Origin of the sequence: Rathayibacter sp. VKM Ac-2805 (genome assembly GCF_009834265.1) — a bacterium.
GTDB lineage: Bacteria > Actinomycetota > Actinomycetes > Actinomycetales > Microbacteriaceae > Rathayibacter.
This window is the reverse complement of the sequence record NZ_CP047185.1, coordinates 3369292-3390648: the sequence shown is the minus strand read 5'-3', so window position 1 is coordinate 3390648 and position 21357 is coordinate 3369292. Positions and strand designations below refer to the sequence as shown.

The window sequence follows — 21357 nt, the reverse complement described above, 5'->3', positions numbered from 1 at the left end:
CTCGTCGCCTCCGCACCACCACTCTGAAGGAGCCGGTCATGCCAGCACTCTCCTCCGTCGGCATCGTCGGGGCCGGCTTCGCCGGTCTCGCCGCCGCGATCCTCCTGCGCGAGGGAGGGGTCGACGTCGACCTCCTCGACTCGCGCGACGGCCTCTCCGACACCGGGTCGGGCATCACGATCCAGGGCAACGCCTGCCGCACCCTCGCCCGGCTGGGCGTCTGGGACGAGGTGCTCGAGCGCTCCTACCCGGCCGACGTGCTGGGCCTGCGCGCACCCGATCCGCAGGCCACGGTGGTCGCGCTGATCCCGGACGCGAAGACCGGCGGCCCGGAATTCCCCGCGACGATCGGGATGTACCGCCCCGAGCTGGCGCGGATCCTGCTCGCGCGGGCCGAGGAGCTCGGCGCCCGCGTCCGCTGGTCGACCCGCGTGGACGCGCTCGACGACCACGGCGACGCCGTCACCCTCCACTCCACCGTCGGCGGGGAGCGCGTCAGCGACCGCTACGACCTCGTGATCGGCGCCGACGGCCTGCACTCCGCGGTCCGCTCGATGATCGGCATCGAGACGACTCCGCAGCGCAACGGCATGGGCATCTGGCGCGCCTTCGTGCCGCGCCCCGCCGAGGTCACCCACACCGACCTCGTGTACGGCGGCCCCTGCTACATCGCCGGCTACTGCCCGACGAGCGAGGACCGGATGTACGCCTACCTCGTCGAGGACGCGCAGGAGCGCCAGCTGCTCTCCGCGGAGGAGCAGGTCGCGACGATGAAGGAGCTCGCCCGGGCGTACCACGGGCCCTGGGACGAGGTGCGCGAGAGCATCGACGACAGCTCCCGGGTCAACTACACCTGGTTCACCAGCCACCTCATCGACGGGCCGTGGAACCGCGGCCGCGTCGTGGTCATCGGCGACGCCGCCCACTCCTGCCCGCCCACCGTCGCCCAGGGCGCCGCGATGGCCCTCGAGGACGCCCTGGTGCTCTCGGAGCTGCTGCTCGCCGCGGACACCGTCGACGAGTCGGTCTTCCAGGCCTTCACCGCCCGCCGCCTCGACCGCGCCCGCCAGGTCGTCGAGGCCTCGGTGCAGCTGTGCGACTGGCTCTTCGCGCACGACCGCGGAGCCGACGTCCCCGGGCTGATGCGCCGCGTCGCCGCCGTCGTGGGGCAGCCGGCATGAGCGTCGTCGACGTCCACGCGCACGTCCTGCTCCCCGGGCTCCAGGCCGCGGTCGCCGCGCGCGACCCCGACGGCATCGCCGCCGCGCAGGCGCTCGACGCGCGCCGCCAGGGACCGGAGTCGCTCGCCGTCTCGGGCGGCATGATCCGCTCCCGCTTCGGGCGTCTCACCGTGCTCGAGCGCCGCCTCGCCGACATGGACGAGACCGGAGTCGACGTGCAGGTCGTCTCCCCGTCGCCCTCCCACTACTACCCCTGGGCGGACGCGGCGCTGGCCGACTGGTCGGCGCGGGAGGCGAACCGCCTCGTGGCCGAGCTGGTCGCGCAGGCGCCCACCCGGCTCCGCGGACTCGGGCTGGTCGCCGCGCAGCACCCGGAGCTCTGCGTCGACCTGCTGGACGACGCGCTCGGACGCGGGCTCGCCGGCGTCGAGATCTCCTCCACCGCGAACGGCGTCGAGCTCTCGGATCCGCGACTCGACCCGTTCTGGGCCCGCGCGTCCGAGACGGGCGCCGTGCTGTTCCTGCACCCCTTCGGCTGCACCCTCGACGAGCGGATCGACGAGCACTACCTCTCGAACATCGTCGGCCAGCCCGCCGAGAACGCGATCGCGCTGTCGCACCTGATCTTCGGAGGCGTCCTCGACCGGTTCCCGGACCTGCGGATCGTCGCGGCCCACGCGGGCGGCTACCTCCCCACCTCGATCGGCCGGAGCGACCACGGCTGGCGCGTGCGCCCCGAGGCCCGCTCGTGCGAGCACCCGCCGTCCAGCTACCTGCGCCGCCTCTGGTTCGACTCGCTGACCCACTCGCCCTCGCAGCTGCGCGCCCTCGTCGAGGTCGCCGGAGCCGACCGGGTGCTGCTCGGATCGGACTACCCGTTCGACATGGGCGTCGAGGACCCGGTCGGGGCGGCGCGGGAAGCGCTCGACTCGCCGACGCTCGAGGCGGTGCTCGGCGGGAACGCGGAGGCGCTGCTCTCCGGTCCCGCGGTGCCGCGATGAGGCTCGCGCGCTGGATCGGGTCCGACGGCGCTTCCGCCGAGGGGCTCGTCGTCGACGACCGCGTGATCGCCTTCGCGGACGGGCTCACCGTGCTCGACGTCGTCCGCGGCGGTCTCCCGGAGGCGCTGCGCCGCGGCGCCTCGCTGGTCTCCGGCGACGGCGAGCCGCTGTCGGCCGTGCGCCTGCGGACTCCGCTGGACCCGCCGAGCGTCCGCGACTTCGTGGCCTTCGAGGAGCACGTCGAGGGCGTCGTCCGGAGCATCGACTCCTCCGAGGGCGTGGTCCCCGAGTGGTACGAGGCGCCGACCTTCTACTTCACCAATCCGCACACTCTGCTCGCGACCGGCGAGGAGCTCGTGCCGCCCGCCTCCGAGCGCCTCGACTTCGAGCTCGAGGTCGCGGCCGTCATCGGGGGCACCGGGCCGTCGCGCTCGCTCGACGCGGCCGCCGCCCACGAGCGGATCTTCGGCTACGCGGTCTTCAACGACTGGTCGGCCCGCGACGTCCAGGCCCGCGAGATGAAGGTGCGCCTGGGGCCCTGCAAGGGCAAGGACTTCGGCAGCACGCTCGGCCCGTGGATCACGACCGCCGACGAGGTGGCGGAGCGGCACGACGCGGAGGGGTTCCTCGATCTGACGATGACCGTCTCGGTCAACGGCGTCGAGATCGGCCGCGACACGCTCGCCGACATGGGCTGGCCGTTCGCGGAGCTGGTCGCCTACGCGTCCCGCGACTCGCGGCTCGCGGCGGGCGACGTGCTCGGGTCGGGGACGGCGGGCACTGGCTGCCTGGCGGAGCTGTGGGGCCGGGCGGGATCGTTGACGCCGCCTCCGCTGCGGGCGGGAGACAAGGTGACGATGACCGTGGACCGGCTCGGGACGATCACGACCGTGGTCGGAGCGGCTCAGCCGGTGCCGCCGCTGGCGCGGGCCCGGCGCCGGCCGGGGTCCCCCGCGGCTCGGGCGCGCTCCGCGGGCTGATCCGCGGGCTGATCCGCGGAGGGTTCCGGAGGCGTCATCAGACCGGTTGGTAACATTATCGACGCCAGCCACGCTGGTAATGTTACCGCCGTGCGCGACTCCCTCGACAATCCGTTCAGCCCCGGTGCCGACACCGTCCCCGAGATCTGGGCCGGCCGGACGGCCCAGCTGAGCGACTGGCGCGACATCCTCCGACCGCGCCTGCTCCGCGGCCTGCCCGAGCGCGGCCGCACCGTGCTCGGCGAGCCGGGTCTCGGCAAGTCCTCCCTCGTCCGCCGCATCGCCCAGGACGCCGCCGAGCGCGGCGACTGGGTGACTCCGCAGCTCCGGATCCCGTCGGGCGCCGACCCGCTGAAGCTCACCGCGGCGGCACTGCTCGAGCTGGCCGACGCCGCCGGTCTGCCCACCGCTCGCGAGAAGCGCATCGCGACGATCCTCGAGCGGGTGCAGTCCGTCGCCGCGTCGGGCCTCTCCCTCACCCTCCGCGGTCAGGAGGGGCCGGAGCCGCACCGCGCACTGACCGATCTGCTCGTGGAGGTGGGACGGGCCGCGATCGCGCGCGAGGTCGTCGTCCTGATCCACCTCGACGAGGTGCAGAACATCGCTGACGAGGGCGCCCTGTCGCAGCTCCTCATCGCCCTCGGCGACGCCGTCACCCACGAGGTGTCCGTCGAGCTGCCCGGAGGCGTCACGGCGACGCGCTCCCTCCCCCTCGCCGTGTACCTCACCGGTCTGCCGGACTTCGAGGACAGGGCGGGCGCGCAGAAGGGCGCAACCTTCGCGCGCCGCTTCAAGACCACGGTGCTCACCGCGATCGACGACGAGGACATCGTGGCGGCCCTGCAGGACTTCGTCCTGCCCGGGTGGGCTGTGCCGGACGGCCGCGGGGGATCGGACCGGATCCGCATGGATGCGGAGGCGGTCGCGGCGATCGTCGACCTCTGCCGCGGCGAGCCCTTCCTGTTCCAGCTCGCCGGCGAGAGCGCCTGGTACGCCGGCAGCGGCACCCTGATCACGCGGGAGCAGGTCGTCTCCGGCTGGCGCGGGGCGCAGCGCGAGGCCTCCGCTCACGTCGAGAGGATCCTCGGCCGCCTCCCTCCGCGGGAGCGCGCGTTCCTCGAGGCGATGGCGGCGCTCCCCCCGGAGCAGAGGACGCTCACCCGGATCGCGCGCGCCCTCGGACTGGCGAAGGCCGCGGAGCTCGGGACGACGGCGCAGCGCCTCGACACCGTGCGGGGGATCGTCGACCGCGGAACGCTGTACTCCTTCCGGCACCGGGCGATCGAGGCCTCCCTCACGAGCGGGTGGCCGCGGGTGGAGTGACCCGGCGCGACCGGGGTCGCGACCCCGCGTCACTCCTCCTCGAGCACCCGCCCGTGCCGGCGGAACTGCTGCCGCATCCACTGGTGACCCGGGTCGTCGTTGTGCATCGGATGCCACCACAGCGCTCCCGAGAGCCGGAGCGCCTCGAACGGCAGCGGCAGCACGCGGAGGTCACCGGCCGAGAGCATGCGGTCGGCGAGGCGCTTCTGCACGATCCCGATCCGGTCCGTCCCGACGATGAAATAGGGCAGCGCCAGGAACCCCTCGACCACGACGTCGACCCGCGGCTCGATGCCGATCGTCTCGAGCTGGCGGGACGCGGCGGTGAAGGCGCTGCGGGTCTTGTAGGTGAACACCCACGGCAGCCGGTGCAGGTCCTCCAGGGTCAGCGCGTCGCCGACGGAGTCGTTGCCCGCCCAGACCACGGCGAGCCAGTCGTCCTCGTAGAGGTCCATCGACGGCAGGTCGCTCGCGAAGCCGCGGGGGAGGAGCATCCCGTCGACGTTGCGGAGTGTGTTCATCGGGTCCTCGACGATCGAGGGGTTGTGCAGGGAGAAGCGGAACCGCACGTGCGGAGCCGCGTCGCGCACCGCGATCGAGACGCGGCTGCCGACGATTCCGAACGAGTAGTCCGAGCCGTAGAGGTGGAACTCGCGCGGCGACGTGGCGGGGTCGAAGAGCGCGGCGGTCGAGAAGACCATTCGCGTCGCCTCGAGGGCCGAGCTGGTCTGATCGATCAGCCGGATGGCGAGGGGCGTGAGGCGGTAGGTGTTGCCGTCACGGGTGAGGATCTGGTCGTCGAAGTGGATCCGCAGCCGCGCGAGGGAGGCGCTCACCGCCGGCTGGCTGAGGCCCAGGCTCTGCGCGGCGCGGGTGACGCTGCGCTCCGCGAGGAGGGCGTCGAGCACCACGAGGAGGTTCATGTCGGGTCGCGGACTCATCCGCCCGGTGCTCATGCCCGGACGTCCTGTGCCCCTGATCGGGTGCTCATGGTTCCTCCTCGGGGCGCGTCGATGCGCCGCCCCCACGGTAGCGCGGCGTCATCCCTCCAGCGTCGCCTCGATCCCGCGCATCAGCGCGTGCTGTCGGCGCAGCTGCTCGATCGAGCGCCACGGGTCCCGGTCTCCCTCGTACTCGCTCGAGAGGTAGCCCGTGTAGCCGCCGTCCTTGAGCGCCTGGAGCACGGGGCGCCAGGGGATGTTCTGATCGACGAGGTCGTCGTCGATGTCGTGGAACTTGGCCTGCACGAAGACGACGTGGTCGATGACGTCGAGCAGGTCGCGCGGATCCACGCCGATCCCGTCGAGGAAGGCGGGACGCGTCTCGCGGGTTTCGCCCGGGCGGAGGGGGATCGGCCGGTCCTGGAAGATCCCGGTGTCGATGAGCAGGCCGAAGTGCTTCGTGCCGGTGCGCTCGATGAAGGCCAGGTAGTCGTCGACGACGGGGTGCTTGATCGGGGTCGGCGAGTGGATCTCGGGGCAGATCACGACGTCGAGCTCCTCGGCCGTGGACAGGCTGCGCTCGACGACCTCGGTCCAGATCGGGTGGGGGACGAGATCGCTCGAGACGACCCCGATCTTGGGGCGGACGAAGCGGAAGCCGAGCCTCGACGCGAGCCGCAGATCGCGCGTGAGGATCGCGGTCCCCTCCTCGACCGTCATGTCACGGTCGCGGTGGAGCCGGGTGTCGATCCAGGAGCCGTAGTTGGTCGGCTCGAGGCGGTGCCGCTCGAGGGACGCGAACCACGCGTCGATCCAGGCAGTGGTGGGCTCGGGGTAGCCGGGGACGTGGCCCTCGCCGAGGATCTCGACGCCGGTCGCGCCGAGGTCGGCGACGACGGTGAGCGCCTCCTCGAGGCCGAGGACGGTGCCGTAGTCGCCCATGAAGCTGTAGAGGCTGACTCCGTACTGGAAGCCGGGAGTGTCTGCGCTCATCGGACGATCGTCACCTTCCTGGTGCTGCGGTACCGCGACGGCTGGTGCTCGATCGGGATGTAGGAGGCGCGGAGGAGCAGCTCCACCTCGACCTCGTGGACGCCGGGGGCGAGACCGCCGGGGTGCGGCACGGTCACGACGCCGGGCTCCTCGAGCTGCCAGCGCAGGCCGTCGCTCCGCCGGAGCTCGTCGATGCCGATGTCCCGGCCGTCGAACCGCCAGAGCGGAGTGTCGTGGCCGACGTCGACCACGTCGTCGACGCGCACCGAGACCCCGTCGATCAGGCTGGCGGCCAGGCCGCGGTACGAGGGCATGCGCAGATGGAGGCGGAAGCCCGTCACCTCGTCGCCCTCGCGGACGTTCGCGAAGCCCACCGATTGGATGAGCTCTCTTTCCAGGAACATCGTCGTCCTCTCCGTCGGGTCGTGCGGAATCGCACTTGTGCAGGAAACAGACAACACCATGACGAAGAAGAACAGAAGTGGCTCGAGCGCATCCACGGGGACGAAGCGCGGCATCACCGATCGCGTCTTCGCAGGCGCGATCCGCACGGCGAGGATGAAGGCAGCCCTGCTCGACCGGAGGATCGCCGATGATCACCACGCCCACCCGCCGCGCCGTCGTCGTCGGCTACGCCCGGACCCCGTTCGCGCGGTACCTCGGCCGCTTCGCCTCCCTTCCCGCCACGGAGCTCGGCGCCCACGCCGTCGCCGCGGCCCTCTCGCGCTCGGGCGTCTCGCCCGACGACGTCGAGATCGTGCTGATGGGCCAGGTGCTGCAGGCCGGGGCCGGCCAGAACCCGGCACGGCAGACCGCCCGGGGTGCGGGCGTCCCGCTGCACGTCCCGGCCCTGACGCTGAACGCCGTCTGCCTCTCGGGGGCGGAGGCGGTCGCCGACGCGGCGCGCCGCATCGTGCTCGGCGAGGTCGACGTCGCGGTCGCCGGGGGCCAGGAGTCGATGTCGCTCGCCCCGCACGTCTGGCCGGGCTCTCGCCGCGGCCGCCGCTTCGGCGAGGTGGCGATGCTGGACACGATGGAGGTCGACGGCCTGAGCGACGCGTTCGAGCGCCGCTCGATGGGAGCGTCGACCGAGGAGGAGAACGGACGGCTCGGCCTCGGCCGCGCCGAGCAGGACGCGTTCGCCGCCTCCTCGCACGCCCGGGCGGCGGCCGCGGCCGACGTGCTGGCCGAGGAGATCGCTCCGCTCACCACGCACGGCCGCGACGGAGCGGTCGTGTCGGCGGACGACGGCGTGCGCCCCGACAGCACGGTCGAGACGCTCGGCGCCCTCCGCCCCGCGTTCGCCGCCGGCGGCACGATCACGGCGGGCAACTCCTCGCAGATCACCGACGGCGCCGCCGCCCTCGTGCTGATGGAGGAGTCGGAGGCGCGACGCCGCGGCCTCGTCCCGCTCGCCCGCGTGGAGGCGGCCGCGATGGTCGCCGGCCCCCGGCTCACCCTGCACTCGCAGCCCTCCGCGGCGATCCTCCGCGCCCTCGAGCGGACGCCGTGGAGCGTCGCGGACCTCGCCGCGGTCGAGATCAACGAGGCCTTCGCCGCGGTGGCCGTGCAGTCGACCGCCGACCTCGGCGTGGATCCCGCCCTGGTGAACCCGCACGGCGGCGCGATCGCTCTCGGACATCCCATCGGCGCGTCCGGCGCCCGGATCGTCGGCCACCTCGCCCGCCGGCTCGCCGCGCTCGGACCCGGCTCGATCGGCGCCGCGGGCATCTGCGGCGGCGGCGGCCAGGGCTCCGCGCTCGTCCTCTCGGCCGTGGACTGAGGCCGTGACCGCGCCGGTGTCGGTGGCGTCGAGGCTGCTGTCCATCCTCGACGTGTTCGCCGAGCCCGTGGCGCGGGCCTCGCTCAGCCTCTCGGAGATCGCCCAGCGGACGGGCCTGCCGCTGTCGACCGTGCACCGGATGCTCGCCGAGCTCGTGGAGTGGGGCGGGCTCGCGCGCCGCGACGACGGCCGGTACACGCTGGGCCTGCGCCTGTGGGAGCTCGGGACCCGCGTTCCCGCGACCCGGTCGCTCCGCGCGATCGCCCTGCCGTTCCTCGAGGACCTGTACGAGGCGACCCACCAGCACGTCCACCTCGCCGTGCTCGACGGCGCCGAGGCGCTCTACATCGAGAAGCTGTCGGCGCACCGCGCGGTGCCCGTGGTCTCGAGCGTCGGGGCGCGCCTGCCCCTGCACGCGACCGGAGTCGGACTGGTGCTCCTCGCGCACGCCCCGGCCGAGGACCTCGAGGAGTACGTCGCCCGCGACCTCCCGCGCTTCCTCCCGCGCACGGTGACCTCGCCCGAGACGCTGCGCCGGCGGCTGGCCGAGATCCGGCACTGCGGCGTCGCGCTCTCCTCCGAGGAGATGACGGCGGGGACGAGCTCGGTGGCTGCTCCCATCCGCGACCGCGCCTCCCGCGTCGTCGCCGCGCTCTCGGTGGTCACGGGCTCGGATCCGCGGCCGGACGACCTCCTCGAGCGCGAGGTGCGCGCCGCTGCGGCCGGAGTGAGCCGGGCGCTCGGCTACCGGCGCTCGGTGGTCGCGTGAGCGCGTCCGGCGAGGCTCCTCCCCAGGCGGGCTCGAGCACGTTCCTTCCACTGGATGGAAACCCCGCTCCCCGCGACCGGTCCGGCCCCGAGCATCGTGGTGTCCCTGTTACCGTCGCGAGGAACCCCGTGCCCACTCCCACCACACGCGTCGCCGTCATCGGCGCCGGGCCCGCGGGCCTGCTGCTCAGCTGGGCGCTCCGGCGCGCCGGCATCGACTCCGTCGTCCTCGAGAACCGCTCGCGCGACTACGTCCTCTCGCGCATCCGCGCCGGCGTGCTCGAGCAGAGCTCGGTCGACGTGCTCACCGGTCTCGGCCTCGGCGAGCGCCTGGCGCGCGAGGGGATGCAGCACAGCGGCATCTACCTCCAGGGCCCGGATGCGCAGGGCGTCAGCCGGCGCCACCACGTCGACTTCGACGAGCTGATCGGCCGGACCGTCACGGTCTACGGCCAGCAGGAGGTGGTCAAGGACCTCGTCGCCGCGCACGAGGCCGAGGGCTCGGACGTCCGCTACGGCGTCTCCGACGTGGCGCTGCACGACCTCGAGAGCGATCGGCCGTCCGTGACCTTCACGCACGACGGCGAGGAGCACCGGCTCGAGGCGGCGTACATCGTGGGGGCCGACGGCTTCCACGGGATCAGCCGCCCCAGCATCCCGGCGGCCGAGCGCGCCGAGCTCGACCGCGCCTATCCCTACGCCTGGCTCGGCGTCCTCGCCGACGTCGCGCCGTCGACCGACGAGCTCATCTACGCGCTGCACCCCGACGGCTTCGCCATGCACTCGATGCGCAGCCCCTCGGTCTCGCGCCTCTACCTCCAGGTCGACCCCGACGACGACATCGCGGCCTGGCCGGACGAGCGCATCTGGGCGGCGCTGCAGGAGCGCCTGGGCGTCGAGGGCTGGACCCTGCAGGAGGGGCCGATCACCGAGAAGTCGATCACTCCGATGCGGAGCTTCGTCTCGTCCCGCCTCGCCCACGGCCGCCTGTTCCTCGTCGGGGACGCGGGCCACATCGTCCCGCCGACGGGAGCCAAGGGTCTGAACTCGGCCATCGCCGACGTCGTCCTGCTGGTGCGCGGCCTGATCGCGGCCGACGGGGGCGACGAGACGCTGCTGGAGGGCTACGAGGCGGCCGCCCTCGCCCGCCAGTGGCGGGTCCAGCAGTTCTCGGTGTGGATGACCGAGCTGCTGCACCGGCCGACCCTCGAGGCGGGCGGCGAGTTCGACTTCCGCGCGCAGCTCGGGCGCCTCGACTACGTGATCGGCTCGGTGCACGCCCAGCGCTCGCTCGCGGAGCAGTACACGGGACTGCCGCTGTGAGCGCGCCGGAGCCGCTCGGCCAGGCCGCCGTCTCGGCTGAGATCGCCGCGATCGAGCAGGAGGCGCGCGACCGCGTCCGCTCGGGCGGCGCCGCCGAGGTGCACCCGCGCCGCGACTACCCGCCGTACCGGAGCACCGCCCTCCGGCACCCGACGCACGAGCTGGTGCGCGCCGATCCGGAGGAGATCGAGCTCACCTCGCCGGCGTTCGGCCACACCGACGTCGACGAGTACGAGAGCGACCTGACGATCCAGCACACGGGCGAGCCCCTCGGCGAGCGGATCACCGTGTCGGGCCGTGTGCTCGACGGCGACGGGCGGCCGGTGGCCGGGCAGCTCGTCGAGCTCTGGCAGGCCAACTCCTCGGGCCGCTACGTGCACAAGCGCGACCAGCACCCGGCGCCGCTCGACCCGAACTTCACCGGGGTCGGCAGGCTCATCACCGGGCCGGACGGCGGCTACCGCTTCACGACGATCAAGCCCGGCGCCTACCCGTGGCGCAACCACCGGAACGCCTGGCGGCCCGCGCACATCCACTTCTCCTTCTTCGGCACCGCGTTCACGCAGCGCCTGATCACGCAGATGTACTTCCCCGGCGATCCGCTCTTCCCGCTCGACCCGATCCTGCAGTCGATCACCGACCCGGCGGCGCGCGAGCGGCTCGTCGGCAGCTACGACCACGAGGCGAGCACGCCCGAGTCCTCGCTCGGCTACCGCTGGGACGTCGTGCTCACCGGGGCGCGGTCGACCCCCCTCGAAGCGGAGGACGACGATGCCTGAGCTCGCACCCACGCCGTCGCAGACGGTCGGCCCCTTCTTCGGCTACGCGCTGCCCTACGACGGCGGGCCGGAGCTCGTCGCGGCGACGCACCCCGGAGCGATCCGCCTGCGCGGCACGATCACCGACGGCGCGGGCGAGCCCGTCCCCGACGCGGTCGTCGAGATCTGGCAGCGCGACGCGGAGGGCCGCATCCCCCGCGAGCGCGGCAGCCTCCTGCGCGACGGGATCGCCTTCACGGGATTCGGCCGCACGGCCACCACCCGCGCCGGCGAGTACGCCTTCACCACGCTCCGACCGGGGGCAGCGGAGGGAGGCGCGTCCTTCGTCGTCGTCACCGTCTTCGCCCGCGGCGTCACCCACCACCTCGGGACCCGCGCCTACTTCGCGGGCGAGGACGCGCTCCTCCGCGCGCTCGAGCCGGCCCGCCGGCGCACCCTGCTCGTCGTCGAGGAGGGCGCGGCGACCGGCCTGCCGGTCGTGCGGTTCGACATCCGGCTGCAGGGCGAGGGCGAGACCGTCTTCCTCGACCTCTCGGGAGGACTCGATGGCTGAGCGTCGGAGCCTCGTCGACCCGCTGGCCTCGCCCGCGATCCGTGAGCTGACCGGCGACGAGGCGCTGCTCGGCGCGATGATCGACGCCGAGCTCGCCCTCGCGGCCGCCCTCCGGGAGGAGGGAGTGGTCGACGCCGACCTCTCTCCGCACGCGGAGGAGATCCGATCCGCGGTGCTGGAGCAGCTCGACGCCGTCGCCGAGGAGGCCCGAGCGGGCGGCAACCCGGTCATCCCCCTCGTGCCGCGCCTCCGCGCCGCCGCCGAGGCCGCCTCCCCCGGCTCCGGCGCCTCGCTCCACCTGGGCGCTACCAGCCAGGACGTCGTCGACACGGCCGTGATGGTCCGCGCCGCGGCCGTCCTCGAGCGGATCGACGAGGAGCTCGTCCGGCTGGGCGACGCTCTGGCGGCGCTCGCCGACCGGCACCGGGCGACGCCGATGGTCGGCCGCACGCTCGGTCAGCACGCCGCCCCCACCGTCTTCGGAGCCGTCTCCGCCGAACGCCTCGGCGCGGTCACCTCGGCCCTCGCCGCCGTCCGGCGCACCCGGGCCGCCCTGCCCGCCCAGCTCGGCGGAGCGGTCGGAACCCTCGCGGCGCTCGTGGCGATCGTGGCGATCGTCGGCGAGCGCACCTCCCCCGCCGACGCCGTCGAGCGGACCCTCCGCGTGGTCGCCGGATACGCCGACCGCCTCGGACTCCGCGCACCGGCCGCCGTCTGGCACACCGACCGCACCCCCGTCGTCGAGCTGGCCTCCGCACTCGGGCTCGCCGCCGGAGCCGCGGGCGCCGTGGCCCTCGACGTCACCCTGCTCGCCCGCACCGAGACCGCCGAGCTCGGCGAGAGCCTCGGAGCGGGCGAGGGCGGCTCCTCGGCCATGCCGCACAAGCGCAACCCGATCGGCGCGGTCCTGGTCGTCGCCGCAGCCCGGCAGGCCCCCGGGCTCGTCGGCTCGCTCTTCGCGGCGCTCGCCGCCGAGGACCAGCGGCCGAGCGGCGCGTGGCACGCCGAGTGGCGTCCGCTGCAGCAGCTCCAGGAGGCGGCGCTCGGCGCGGTCACGGGCGCCGCGGACCTGGTCGCCTCGCTCGAGGTGCGCGCCGACGCCATGCGCGAGCACCTCGTCTCCGGCGACGGCTCCGTGTTCAGCGAGGACGTCGCGACGCTGCTCGGCGAGCGCCTCGGGCGGGCGGAGGCGTTCGCCCTTCTCGGACGGGCCTCGCGGGAGAGCGCCGCGACCGGCCGCCCGCTCCGCGTCGTCGTCTCGGGCCTGCTCGGCCCGGACGAGGCCCTCCAGGAGCGCGTCGCCCGGGCCTTCGAGCCCTCCTCCTCGCCGGGCGTCACCGGCGCCTGGATCGACGCGGCGATCGCCGGCTTCGCCACGGTCCGCGACTCCGCGGCCGCCCCCGAGGGAGAGACCGCACCATGACCGTCCCCGTGCTCTCCGGCCTCACCACGGCCACCACGTCCCTCCGCAGCGACGCGCCCCTGCTCGTGCTCGGCCCCTCGCTGGGCACGACCACCCGGCTCTGGGAGGCGGCGCTCCCCGAGCTCGCCCGCTCGTTCCGGATCCTCCGCTTCGACCTCCCCGGCCACGGCCGGAGCCCCGCCGCGACCGCGCCGTTCTCGATCGCCGAGCTGGCGGAGGCGGTCCTCGGCCTCGTCGACGCGGCCGGCGGCGGCGCCTTCCACTACGCGGGCATCTCGCTCGGCGGCGCGATCGGCCTCGGGCTCGCGGTCGACGCCCCCGAGCGGCTCGCCTCCGTCACCGCGATCTGCTCGGCGCCGCGCATCGGAACGCCCGACGGCTGGGCGGACCGGGCCGGGACAGCGCGACGGAGCGGCACCGCGTCCCTGGTGACGCTCAGCGCCGAGCGCTGGTTCGCGCCCGCGTTCGTCCGGTCCTCCCCGGACACCGTCGGCGCCGCTCTGGGCGAGCTGGTGGACGTCGACGACGAGTCGTACGCCCTCTGCTGCGAGGCCCTCGCCCACCCGTCGGGCCTCGCCGCCGCCCGCGACGTGCTCCTGGTGGCCGGCGCACTCGACGCCGCCCTGCCGCTCGCGAGCATCCGGGAGCAGGCCGAGGCGATGCCCGGCGCCCGCGTCGAGGTGCTCGACGGCGTCGGCCACCTCCCCGGCTACGAGGCGCCCGAGCGGCTGGCGGCGATCGTCTCCCGCCGCGCCTCCCTCGGCGGCACGACCCGGCGGGCGGTGCTCGGCGACGCGCACGTCGACGCGGCCGCCGCCCGCATCACCCCCGAGACCGCCGACTTCCAGGAGTTCCTCACCCGGTACGCCTGGGGCGAGGTCTGGACGAGGCCCGGGCTCGGCCGCCGCGAGCGCAGCATGATCACGCTCGCCGCGCTGGTCTCCCTCCGCGCCGAGGACGAGATCCCGATGCACCTGCGCGGAGCCCTCCGCAACGGCGTCACCCGCGCCGAGATCGCGGAGGTGCTGCTGCACACCGCGCTCTACGCGGGACTGCCGGCCGCCAACGCCGCGTTCGCGCGGCTCCGGGCGGTCCTGGCCGACCTCGACGCCGACGGAGGACCGGACGAGCCGGCCGCCGCCACGACCACCGACGACGAAGCAGAGGACCGACGATGACGCTGGACAAGGGCAGGACGAGCGCGGCGGAGGCCGTCGCCGACATCCCCGACGGGGCCTCGATCGCCGTGGGCGGCTTCGGCCTGGTCGGCGTGCCGATCGTGCTGATCCGCGCGCTGCTCGCCCAGGGCACGCGCGGGCTCTCGGTCGTCTCGAACAACTGCGGCGTCGACGGCTGGGGACTCGGCGAGCTGCTCTCCGCGGGCCGGATCGACCGCGTCACCGCCTCCTACATCGGCGAGAACAAGGACTTCGCGCGGCGCTACCTCGGCGGCGAGCTCGAGGTCGAGCTGACCCCGCAGGGCACGCTCGCCGAGCGCCTCCGGGCGGGCGGCAGCGGCATCCCCGCGTTCTACACCGCTAGCGGCGTCGGCACGATGGTCGCCGAGGGCGGGCTCCCCTGGCGCTACGCCGCCGACGGGAGCGTGCTCGTGCGCAGCGACCCCAAGGAGGTCCGCGTCTTCGAGTCGCTCGGGAAGCCGACGCAGTACGTGCTCGAGGAGGCCATCGTCACCGACTTCGCCCTCGTCCGCGCCGCCCGCGGCGACCGCCACGGCAACCTCGTCTTCTCGAAGTCGGCCCGCAACTTCAACCCGCCGGCCGCGATGGCGGGGCGGATCACGATCGCCGAGGTCGGCGAGCTCGTCGAGCCGGGCGAGCTCGACCCCGACGACATCCACCTGCCCGGCATCTACGTCGACCGCATCGTCGAGCTCTCGCCCGAGGAGGCCGCCGACCTGCCGATCGAGAAGCGCACCGTGAGGCCCCGCGCCTCGCGAGAGGAGGACCGCGCATGACCCCGCTCACCCGCGACGAGACGGCCGCCCGCGCGGCCCTCGAGCTCACCGACGGCGCGTACGTCAACCTCGGCATCGGGCTGCCCACGCTCATCCCGAACCACATCCCCGCCGGAGTCACGGTGACCCTGCACTCCGAGAACGGCGTGCTGGGCGTGGGCCCCTACCCGTGGGAGGGCGAGGAGGATCCGACCCTCATCAACGCGGGCAAGGAGACGATCACGGTCGAGCCCGGCGCCGCCTACTTCGACTCCGCGCAGAGCTTCGCCATGATCCGGAGCGGCCGCGTGGACGTCGCCGTCCTCGGCGCCATGCAGGTCTCGGCGCACGGCGACATCGCCAACTGGGCCGTGCCCGGCCGGATGGTCAAGGGCATGGGCGGGGCGATGGACCTCGTCCACGGCGCCGACCGCGTCATCGTGCTGATGGAGCACGTGACGAAGACGGGCGAGCACAAGATCGTGCCCGAGTGCCTCCTCCCGCTCACCGGGCGGAGGGTCGTCGACCGGATCATCACGGATCTCGCCGTGATCGACGTCACCGAGGAGGGGCTCGTCCTGCGCGAGACCGCCCCCGGAGTGAGCGTCGCCGAGGTCGAGGCCGCGACCGGGGCACCGCTGATCGTCGCCCTCGCGGAGGCGGCACGATGACGCTGCTGCGCGAGGTCGTGGTCTGCGAGCCGCTGCGCACGCCCATCGGCCGCTTCGGCGGGGCACTGCGCTCGGTCGCGCCGGCGGAGCTCGCCGCGACCGTTCTCCTGGCGATCGTCGAGCGGGCCGGGCTCGACGGCGGGGACGTCGACGACGTGATCCTCGGCCAGGGCTACCCGACGGCCGAGGCGCCGCCGATCGGCCGGGTCGCCGCTCTCGACGCGGGGCTGCCGGTGACGGTCGGCGGGTCGCAGGTCGACCGGCGCTGCGGCTCCGGCCTCCAGGCGGTGCTGGATGCGGCCATGCAGATCCAGACGGGCGTCAGCGACCTCTGCCTCGCGGGCGGGGTCGACTCCATGAGCTCGGCGCCGCTGTACTCGGTCGACGCCCGGTGGGGCGTGCCGGGCACGAACGGGCTGCTCCTCCGGGACGCGCTCGGCCGCGGCCGCGAGACCGCGGGCGGGCGCCACCACCCGATCCCCGGCGGCATGATCGAGACGGCGGAGAACCTCCGCCGCGAGTACCGCATCCCCCGCGACGAGCAGGACGCCCTCGCGCTGCGCTCGCACCGCCGGGCGGTCGCGGCGGCGGAGGCGGGCTACTCCGCCGAGGAGATCGTCTCCGTCTCCGTCCCGGGCCGCCGGGGCGCCGTCACCGTCGTCGACCACGACGAGGGGCCCCGCGCCGACACGACGCTCGAGGCGCTGGCCCGGCTCTCGCCCGTGCGGCGCGACGTCGATCCCGAGGCCACCGTCACCGCGGGCAACGCCTCCGGCCAGAACGACGCGGCCGCGGCGTGCATCGTCACCACCCCCGAGCGCGCCGCCGAGCTGGGCCTGCGCCCCCTCGTCCGGCTGGTCTCGTGGGCGCGCGCGGGCGTCGAGCCGGAGCGGATGGGGATCGCCCCCGTCGCCGCGACGGCGCGGGCCCTCCAGCGCGCCGGCCTCTCGCTCGCCGACATGGACCTGATCGAGCTCAACGAGGCCTTCGCCGCCCAGGTCCTCGCGGTGAGCCGCGAGTGGGGCTTCACCGAGGACGACTGGGAGCGGACCAACCCGCTCGGCTCCGGCATCTCGCTCGGCCACCCGGTCGGCGCGACCGGGGCGCGGATGCTCGCCACCGGCTCCCGGCACCTCGTGCGCACCGGCGGCCGCCACCTCCTCGAGACCATGTGCATCGGCGGCGGCCAGGGGCTCGCGGCGGTCTGGGCCGCCTGCGAATAGGAGCCGCTGCGGAGGAAGGACGGCGCGGGGGAGGGGCCGCCTGCAAGCCGGGGCCGCCCGCGGGGGAGAGACGGCCTACGGGTGGACCCGGCCGGCGAGGTGGGGTCGCCAGCAGGAGTGCGCTCGTGCTCGACGTGGCGCCCGTCCGGGCGCCGTTCAGCCGGCCGGGCGGTCCGCGTCCGCCCGGACCGCCCGTGGGGCTCAGGCCGCCGCGTCCCTCAGACCGCTGCGAGGCTCGCGTGCATCGACCGCCGGATCAGGTTGTGCTGACGGCGCACGAGGGCGATCGGGTCGACCTCGCCGAGATCGAGGAAGGCGTGGCCCTCCCACTCGCTCGACATGTACCCGCGGAAGCCGCCGCGTACGAACACGTCGACGATCGCCGGGTAGTCGATCGCGGGCTCCTGGCCCTCGTCGTCGATGTCGTAGAACTTCGCGTGCACGTGCAGGATCTGCGGCATGATGTCGGCCCACTCCTCGACGGGGACGTGTCCGTGCATGTTGAAGGCGAGGAACGCGAACGAGCCGAAGTCGCCCGGGTCGATGCCCCGCGATCCCAGGTAGGCGAGGAACTCGCCCTGCCGCTCCCGGCCCGGGGCGTCCTGCGCCCAGATCCGCTGCAGCTCCGCCGTCGCCTCGGCGTCGAGCCCCATGCGCCGCATGGTCCGGAGGAGGGCCGGCGACATCGCGTGCATCGTCGAGGAGAAGTCGGCGACGAAGCCGAGCAGCGGCGAGTCGAGCTCGGCGTAGAGCTCGCGGATCTCCTGCACGGCCGGCGCGTTGGGGCCGGACGGGGCGTGGATCTCGTAGCCGAGCGCGACGTCGAGCGACTCCGCGAGGGGGAGCAGCCGCTGGAGCAGCGTCCGGCGAGCGCTCTGGATCCGCATCAGCGGGAACCCGAGGCGGTGCGCGCCCCGGAGCAGCTCCGCCGAGAACTCGTACTCCTCGTCGTCGTCCATGTCGCGCGTGCGCAGGCGCCCCATGTCGAGGTTCGCGCCGAACGCGCTGGCTTCGAACCCGTGGCGGTCGAACGCGGCGCGCCAGGTCGAGACGAAGTCGGGGGTCACCACCGGGTACTGCCGGAGGGTCTGCGAGGCGACGATCTCGATCCCCGGCCCCACCCCCTCGGCGGCCACGCGGTCGAGGAGGGACTCGAGGTCGTACTGCCCCGCGTTGAGCTCGGACGTCGCCGAGTAGAGCGTGAGGCCGAGCTTGAACGGCTCACCGGGCTGCGCCTCGACCGCCTCGACCGTCGTCGTCTCCAGCCGCAGCTCGTCGCGCACCGGCTCATCGGCGGTGCGGACGACGAGGTCGCGTGTCTGGTGGACCACCTGGGGCACGTAGGTCTCGGGCTTGATCTGCATGTAGGGCAGGCTCAGCCGGGCGGAGGCGACGACGCGGTGGACCGAGCCCGCGGCGAGCGGCTCGTCGAGGGCGACGACCAGTACCGCCGCGTCCGAGAGGAACCAGAGCACGTCCCACTGCTCGCGGAGCTGGTCCACGCGGAAGACGGAGCCGCCGAGCTCGAACCGGAGGCGGTCGCCCGGCACCGTCGTCCCGTCGATCGAGACCTCGAGGCCGTCCACGGACGACAGCCAGAGACTGCGGTACCAGGGCAGGTGGAGCAGGAGCACGGCCCCCTCGGGGTGGACGCGCAGGCTGTGGTCGTCGATCAGGATGTTGTGCGTCGCCATGGGAGTCCTCGGTTCGGTGGCCGCTCGCGATCGCGGCGGTCACGCCAGCTTATGTCTGAATTCGTCAGAAGCGGCCCCGAATAGTGAACGGCGATGCCGCGCATCACGGATCGTTGTAGGCGCTTCCTTCGTTCTGCTGGTTTCAGACAATAGTCTGTAGTAAATGGACTAGAGGTCGACAGGCCGCTCACCGACGAGACGGACCCGCCCGCGCACCTCACCTCTGGAGGCCTCCATGCCCGACACCCTCGACGTGCTCATCCTCTCCGGCCACATGACGGTGGAGCACGACAACGAGTTCCGCAGCTTCCGTGCGCACAACCAGTGGCTCACGACCCTCCTCGAGGACACTGGGCGCTTCCGGGTCCGCGTCACCGAGGATCCGCGCGGTCTCACCTCCGCCGTCATCGACCGCTACGACGTCCTGATCGTGGTGTACGAGGGACGGGACGGCTACCGCGACAGGGCCACCGGCTTCGGCCCCGAGACCGACGCCGCGATCCTGCGCTTCATCCACGACGAGGGCAAGGGGATCGTCTGGTTCCACGGCTCGGCCGTGCAGGAGGACGACTGGGGGTACCCGGAGGAGTACAACGTCATGCGCGGCGCGAAGCTCAGCGTGCCCACCGGCATTCGGCCGCGCCCATGGGGCGAGGCGCTCCTCTCGACAGCGGAGCCGCGTCACGCGATCACCGAGGGGATCAGCGCCACCTGGACCGTCACCGGCGACGACATCCTGACCGGAGTCGAGATGTACGACGGTGCCGAGGTGCTGATCACGACCTTCGACGATCTGAAGTCGTACCAGCGGGCCCCGATGTGGCCGATGTCGCACTACCCGGTCGCGATCCCCGAGACCGGCCTCGCGGACCTCCCCGGCATGAACACGGACCAGCCCCTGGCCTGGATCAACGAGTACGGCGCGGGCCGCTCGTTCACGATCACGATCGGACACGACATCGACACCTTCCGCCGCATCGAGTTCATCCGGATGCTCCCCCGCGGTGTCGAGTGGGCGGCGACCGGCGAGGTCACTCTGACGGGTCCCGACCGCAGGGGCGAGCGGCGCTTCCTGCCCTGGCCCTACTACAACCAGGAGGGCTGATCCCATGAGCGGCGCGCCTGCACGACCGGGTCGGGTGGTGCCGATGGCGGCCGTCCCCGCCCTCCTGCCCGGCCCCCGACCGCCGATGCGCGGCGAATCGTCCGTGCAGGCCCGCCGCGACCTCCGCCGCTCGATCCTCGCCGCCTACGCGCTCGCCGAGTCCGCCGAGGCCTCGATCGCGGCGCTGACCGTCTCGGTCGAGGACTGGCGCTGGATCGCGCGCTCTGCGGCCCGTGAGCTCGGCCGGCCCGTGCGGACCTCGGAGTCGGGCGGATCCGTCCGCGCCGTCCTCGCTCCGGTCGCCGCGCAGCCGCGGGACACGAAGGGTCCGTGGGCGGGCGCCGCGGAACAGGGCGGCGCCGCCTGACGCAGTGCCCCGCCCCCGCGGCAGCGATCGAGCGGAGCGGCGTCGCGCCCCTCTCTCCCCCGTCCGACGTCTCAGTCGTCACGAGCGGCCGTCATCCGGCCGCCGTGCCGACCGTTCGTGACGCATCGATCGGTCTGGGACTGACGTCGAGACTCCGGTGGCGGCGCTCGCGGAGAGGGGGCCGGGGCGCCAGACTGACGGCGAGCGGAGGGAGGCACGATGCGAAGCCTCCGCGCCCTCGCCGCCGCGCTGCTCCTCCTGCCCGCCCTCGCGGCCTGCGCGCCGGCAGGCGCGACAGGCGCCCCGAGCGGCACCCCGGCGGCCACCGTGGCTCCGACCACCGCCACCCCGTCTCAGGCCGCCCCCGACCCGGCCCGCTCCTCCGCCTCGTCCGCCCCGGCTCCCGGGGTCACCGTCTCCGTCCAGCAGAACCGCTCCGACATCGCCGGCGGCACCATGGCCTTCGAGGTCCACAACGGCAGCGGCGCCCCGATCGAGGTCACGGCGGCCCGCCTCACGGACCCGCGCCTCGCCGTCCCGCTCACCTGGACCGGCGGCACGGGCGTCCCCGACGGGACCTCGCGCGACCTCCGCGTCGACGTGCCCGAGCCCGCCTGCCCGGTCGCGGAGGCGCCCACTGCGCTCGAGGTCGTCCTCGCCATCGACGGCCACGGCGAGCACGCGTACCCCGCCGACGACCCGTTCTCGTTCGTCGACGCTCTCGCCCGGTCCGGCTGCTTCGCCCGCACCGTCGACGCCGACCTCGCCCTGCGGATCGACACGTCCGGAGGCGCCGCGCACGAGCCGGCGCGCCTCACCATCACCGCCGACGTACGGGGCACCCCCGTCGTGCTCCGCAGCGTCGACGCCACGATCCTGCTGCAGCCGCCCGACGCCGCCGACGCCTGGACCCTCGACCGCTCCGTGCCCGCCGGGACCCTCGACTCCGTGGTCCTGGACGCCGTCCCCACCCGCTGCGACACCCACGCGCTCGCCGAGGACAAGGTCGGCACGCGCCTGCCGGTCACCGTCGAGACCGCGGGCCGGCAGGGCACCGTCGTCGTCGCCGCGACCCCCGAGCAGAAGGGCGAGCTCTACGCGTTCATCACCGCGTACTGCGCGTCCTGAGCGGGGAGGCGGGGGTCCGGGGGTGCGGACGTCCCCGCAGACGCGCCTCGCCGTGCACCTCGGCCGTCACTCGCCGCCGCTCGCCCGCATCGGCAGGTTGCGCCGTCGGCCGCGCCGAGCCGGTCCCGCCCGCCGTGGGACGAGCCCGGCCTGCCCCGCCCGGCTCG

The 21357-nt window shown here is 74.0% G+C and carries 21 protein-coding genes; 17 read left to right on the top strand and 4 right to left on the bottom strand.

Going from position 1 to position 21357, the window contains the following annotated elements:
- Positions 1-38 precede the first annotated feature (38 nt).
- The 4 genes from GSU40_RS15880 (at position 39) to GSU40_RS15865 (ending at position 4485) form a co-directional block, all read left to right on the top strand.
- Positions 39-1181 (top strand): FAD-dependent monooxygenase, encoded by a 1143-nt coding sequence (locus tag GSU40_RS15880; protein ID WP_104328258.1) that lies wholly within the window; start codon positions 39-41, stop codon positions 1179-1181.
- Positions 1178-2182: an amidohydrolase family protein gene (locus GSU40_RS15875; protein ID WP_160035804.1), complete on the top strand. Its 1005-nt coding sequence runs from the start codon at positions 1178-1180 to the stop codon at positions 2180-2182. The genes GSU40_RS15880 and GSU40_RS15875 overlap by 4 nt, the downstream gene beginning before the upstream one ends.
- Positions 2179-3162 (top strand): fumarylacetoacetate hydrolase family protein, encoded by a 984-nt coding sequence (locus tag GSU40_RS15870; protein WP_160035802.1) that lies wholly within the window; start codon positions 2179-2181, stop codon positions 3160-3162. The genes GSU40_RS15875 and GSU40_RS15870 overlap by 4 nt, the downstream gene beginning before the upstream one ends.
- A gap of 90 nt (positions 3163-3252) precedes the next feature.
- A complete protein-coding gene (locus GSU40_RS15865; protein WP_160035800.1) occupies positions 3253-4485 on the top strand; it encodes an AAA family ATPase in 1233 nt (410 codons plus the stop codon).
- 29 nt (positions 4486-4514) lie between these two features.
- Here the strand turns inward: GSU40_RS15865 and GSU40_RS15860 are convergent, their stop codons facing one another.
- The 3 genes from GSU40_RS15860 to GSU40_RS17120 all read right to left on the bottom strand — a co-directional run bounded on the left by GSU40_RS15860 (position 4515) and on the right by GSU40_RS17120 (position 6823).
- Positions 4515-5426 carry a LysR family transcriptional regulator gene (locus GSU40_RS15860; RefSeq protein WP_244229519.1) on the bottom strand — a complete coding sequence of 304 codons (912 nt, stop codon included), beginning with the start codon at positions 5424-5426 and terminating at the stop codon, positions 4515-4517.
- A gap of 99 nt (positions 5427-5525) precedes the next feature.
- Positions 5526-6419 (bottom strand): TIM barrel protein, encoded by an 894-nt coding sequence (locus tag GSU40_RS15855; protein ID WP_244229518.1) that lies wholly within the window; start codon positions 6417-6419, stop codon positions 5526-5528.
- Positions 6416-6823 (bottom strand): DUF6379 domain-containing protein, encoded by a 408-nt coding sequence (locus GSU40_RS17120; protein ID WP_244229517.1) that lies wholly within the window; start codon positions 6821-6823, stop codon positions 6416-6418. Before GSU40_RS17120 ends, GSU40_RS15855 begins: the two co-directional genes overlap by 4 nt.
- A 188-nt stretch (positions 6824-7011) precedes the next feature.
- On the opposite strand from GSU40_RS17120, the gene GSU40_RS15850 reads away from it, so the two are divergent.
- The 10 genes from GSU40_RS15850 to GSU40_RS15805 all read left to right on the top strand — a co-directional run bounded on the left by GSU40_RS15850 (position 7012) and on the right by GSU40_RS15805 (position 16896).
- Complete coding sequence (locus GSU40_RS15850) at positions 7012-8202, top strand: acetyl-CoA C-acyltransferase (protein ID WP_160035798.1); 1191 nt, start codon at positions 7012-7014, stop codon at positions 8200-8202.
- 4 nt (positions 8203-8206) lie between these two features.
- Positions 8207-8971 carry an IclR family transcriptional regulator gene (locus tag GSU40_RS15845; RefSeq protein ID WP_160035796.1) on the top strand — a complete coding sequence of 255 codons (765 nt, stop codon included), beginning with the start codon at positions 8207-8209 and terminating at the stop codon, positions 8969-8971.
- A 128-nt stretch (positions 8972-9099) separates the two neighbouring features.
- Positions 9100-10293 carry a 4-hydroxybenzoate 3-monooxygenase gene (locus GSU40_RS15840; RefSeq protein WP_160035794.1) on the top strand — a complete coding sequence of 398 codons (1194 nt, stop codon included), beginning with the start codon at positions 9100-9102 and terminating at the stop codon, positions 10291-10293.
- Positions 10290-11072 carry a protocatechuate 3,4-dioxygenase subunit beta gene (gene pcaH / locus GSU40_RS15835; protein ID WP_160035792.1) on the top strand — a complete coding sequence of 261 codons (783 nt, stop codon included), beginning with the start codon at positions 10290-10292 and terminating at the stop codon, positions 11070-11072. The genes GSU40_RS15840 and pcaH overlap by 4 nt, the downstream gene beginning before the upstream one ends.
- On the top strand, positions 11065-11625 hold the full coding sequence (pcaG, locus tag GSU40_RS15830) for a protocatechuate 3,4-dioxygenase subunit alpha (protein WP_160035790.1): 561 nt from the start codon (positions 11065-11067) through the stop codon (positions 11623-11625). The genes pcaH and pcaG overlap by 8 nt, the downstream gene beginning before the upstream one ends.
- Entirely contained in the window at positions 11618-13048 is a 1431-nt protein-coding gene (locus tag GSU40_RS15825; protein WP_160035788.1) for a lyase family protein, read from the top strand. The genes pcaG and GSU40_RS15825 overlap by 8 nt, the downstream gene beginning before the upstream one ends.
- Positions 13045-14226 carry an alpha/beta fold hydrolase gene (locus tag GSU40_RS17115; protein WP_160035786.1) on the top strand — a complete coding sequence of 394 codons (1182 nt, stop codon included), beginning with the start codon at positions 13045-13047 and terminating at the stop codon, positions 14224-14226. Before GSU40_RS15825 ends, GSU40_RS17115 begins: the two co-directional genes overlap by 4 nt.
- 2 nt (positions 14227-14228) lie before the next feature.
- Positions 14229-15023 carry a CoA transferase subunit A gene (locus tag GSU40_RS15815; RefSeq protein WP_160036293.1) on the top strand — a complete coding sequence of 265 codons (795 nt, stop codon included), beginning with the start codon at positions 14229-14231 and terminating at the stop codon, positions 15021-15023.
- A complete protein-coding gene (locus tag GSU40_RS15810; RefSeq protein ID WP_104282555.1) occupies positions 15020-15673 on the top strand; it encodes a CoA transferase subunit B in 654 nt (217 codons plus the stop codon). The genes GSU40_RS15815 and GSU40_RS15810 overlap by 4 nt, the downstream gene beginning before the upstream one ends.
- A complete protein-coding gene (locus GSU40_RS15805; RefSeq protein WP_244229516.1) occupies positions 15670-16896 on the top strand; it encodes an acetyl-CoA C-acetyltransferase in 1227 nt (408 codons plus the stop codon). The genes GSU40_RS15810 and GSU40_RS15805 overlap by 4 nt, the downstream gene beginning before the upstream one ends.
- Positions 16897-17114: 218 nt before the next feature.
- Here GSU40_RS15805 and GSU40_RS15800 read toward each other — a convergent pair whose 3' ends face one another.
- Positions 17115-18590, bottom strand: a complete 1476-nt coding sequence (locus GSU40_RS15800) for a DUF6379 domain-containing protein (RefSeq protein ID WP_160035784.1) — start codon at positions 18588-18590, stop codon at positions 17115-17117.
- A gap of 235 nt (positions 18591-18825) precedes the next feature.
- Between GSU40_RS15800 and GSU40_RS15795 the strand changes: the two genes are divergently transcribed.
- The 3 genes from GSU40_RS15795 (at position 18826) to GSU40_RS15785 (ending at position 21190) form a co-directional block, all read left to right on the top strand.
- On the top strand, positions 18826-19695 hold the full coding sequence (locus tag GSU40_RS15795; RefSeq protein ID WP_160035782.1) for a ThuA domain-containing protein: 870 nt from the start codon (positions 18826-18828) through the stop codon (positions 19693-19695).
- A 4-nt stretch (positions 19696-19699) separates the two neighbouring features.
- Entirely contained in the window at positions 19700-20062 is a 363-nt protein-coding gene (locus GSU40_RS15790; protein WP_146083861.1) for a hypothetical protein, read from the top strand.
- A gap of 219 nt (positions 20063-20281) precedes the next feature.
- On the top strand, positions 20282-21190 hold the full coding sequence (locus GSU40_RS15785) for a hypothetical protein (protein ID WP_160035780.1): 909 nt from the start codon (positions 20282-20284) through the stop codon (positions 21188-21190).
- Positions 21191-21357 lie beyond the last annotated feature (167 nt).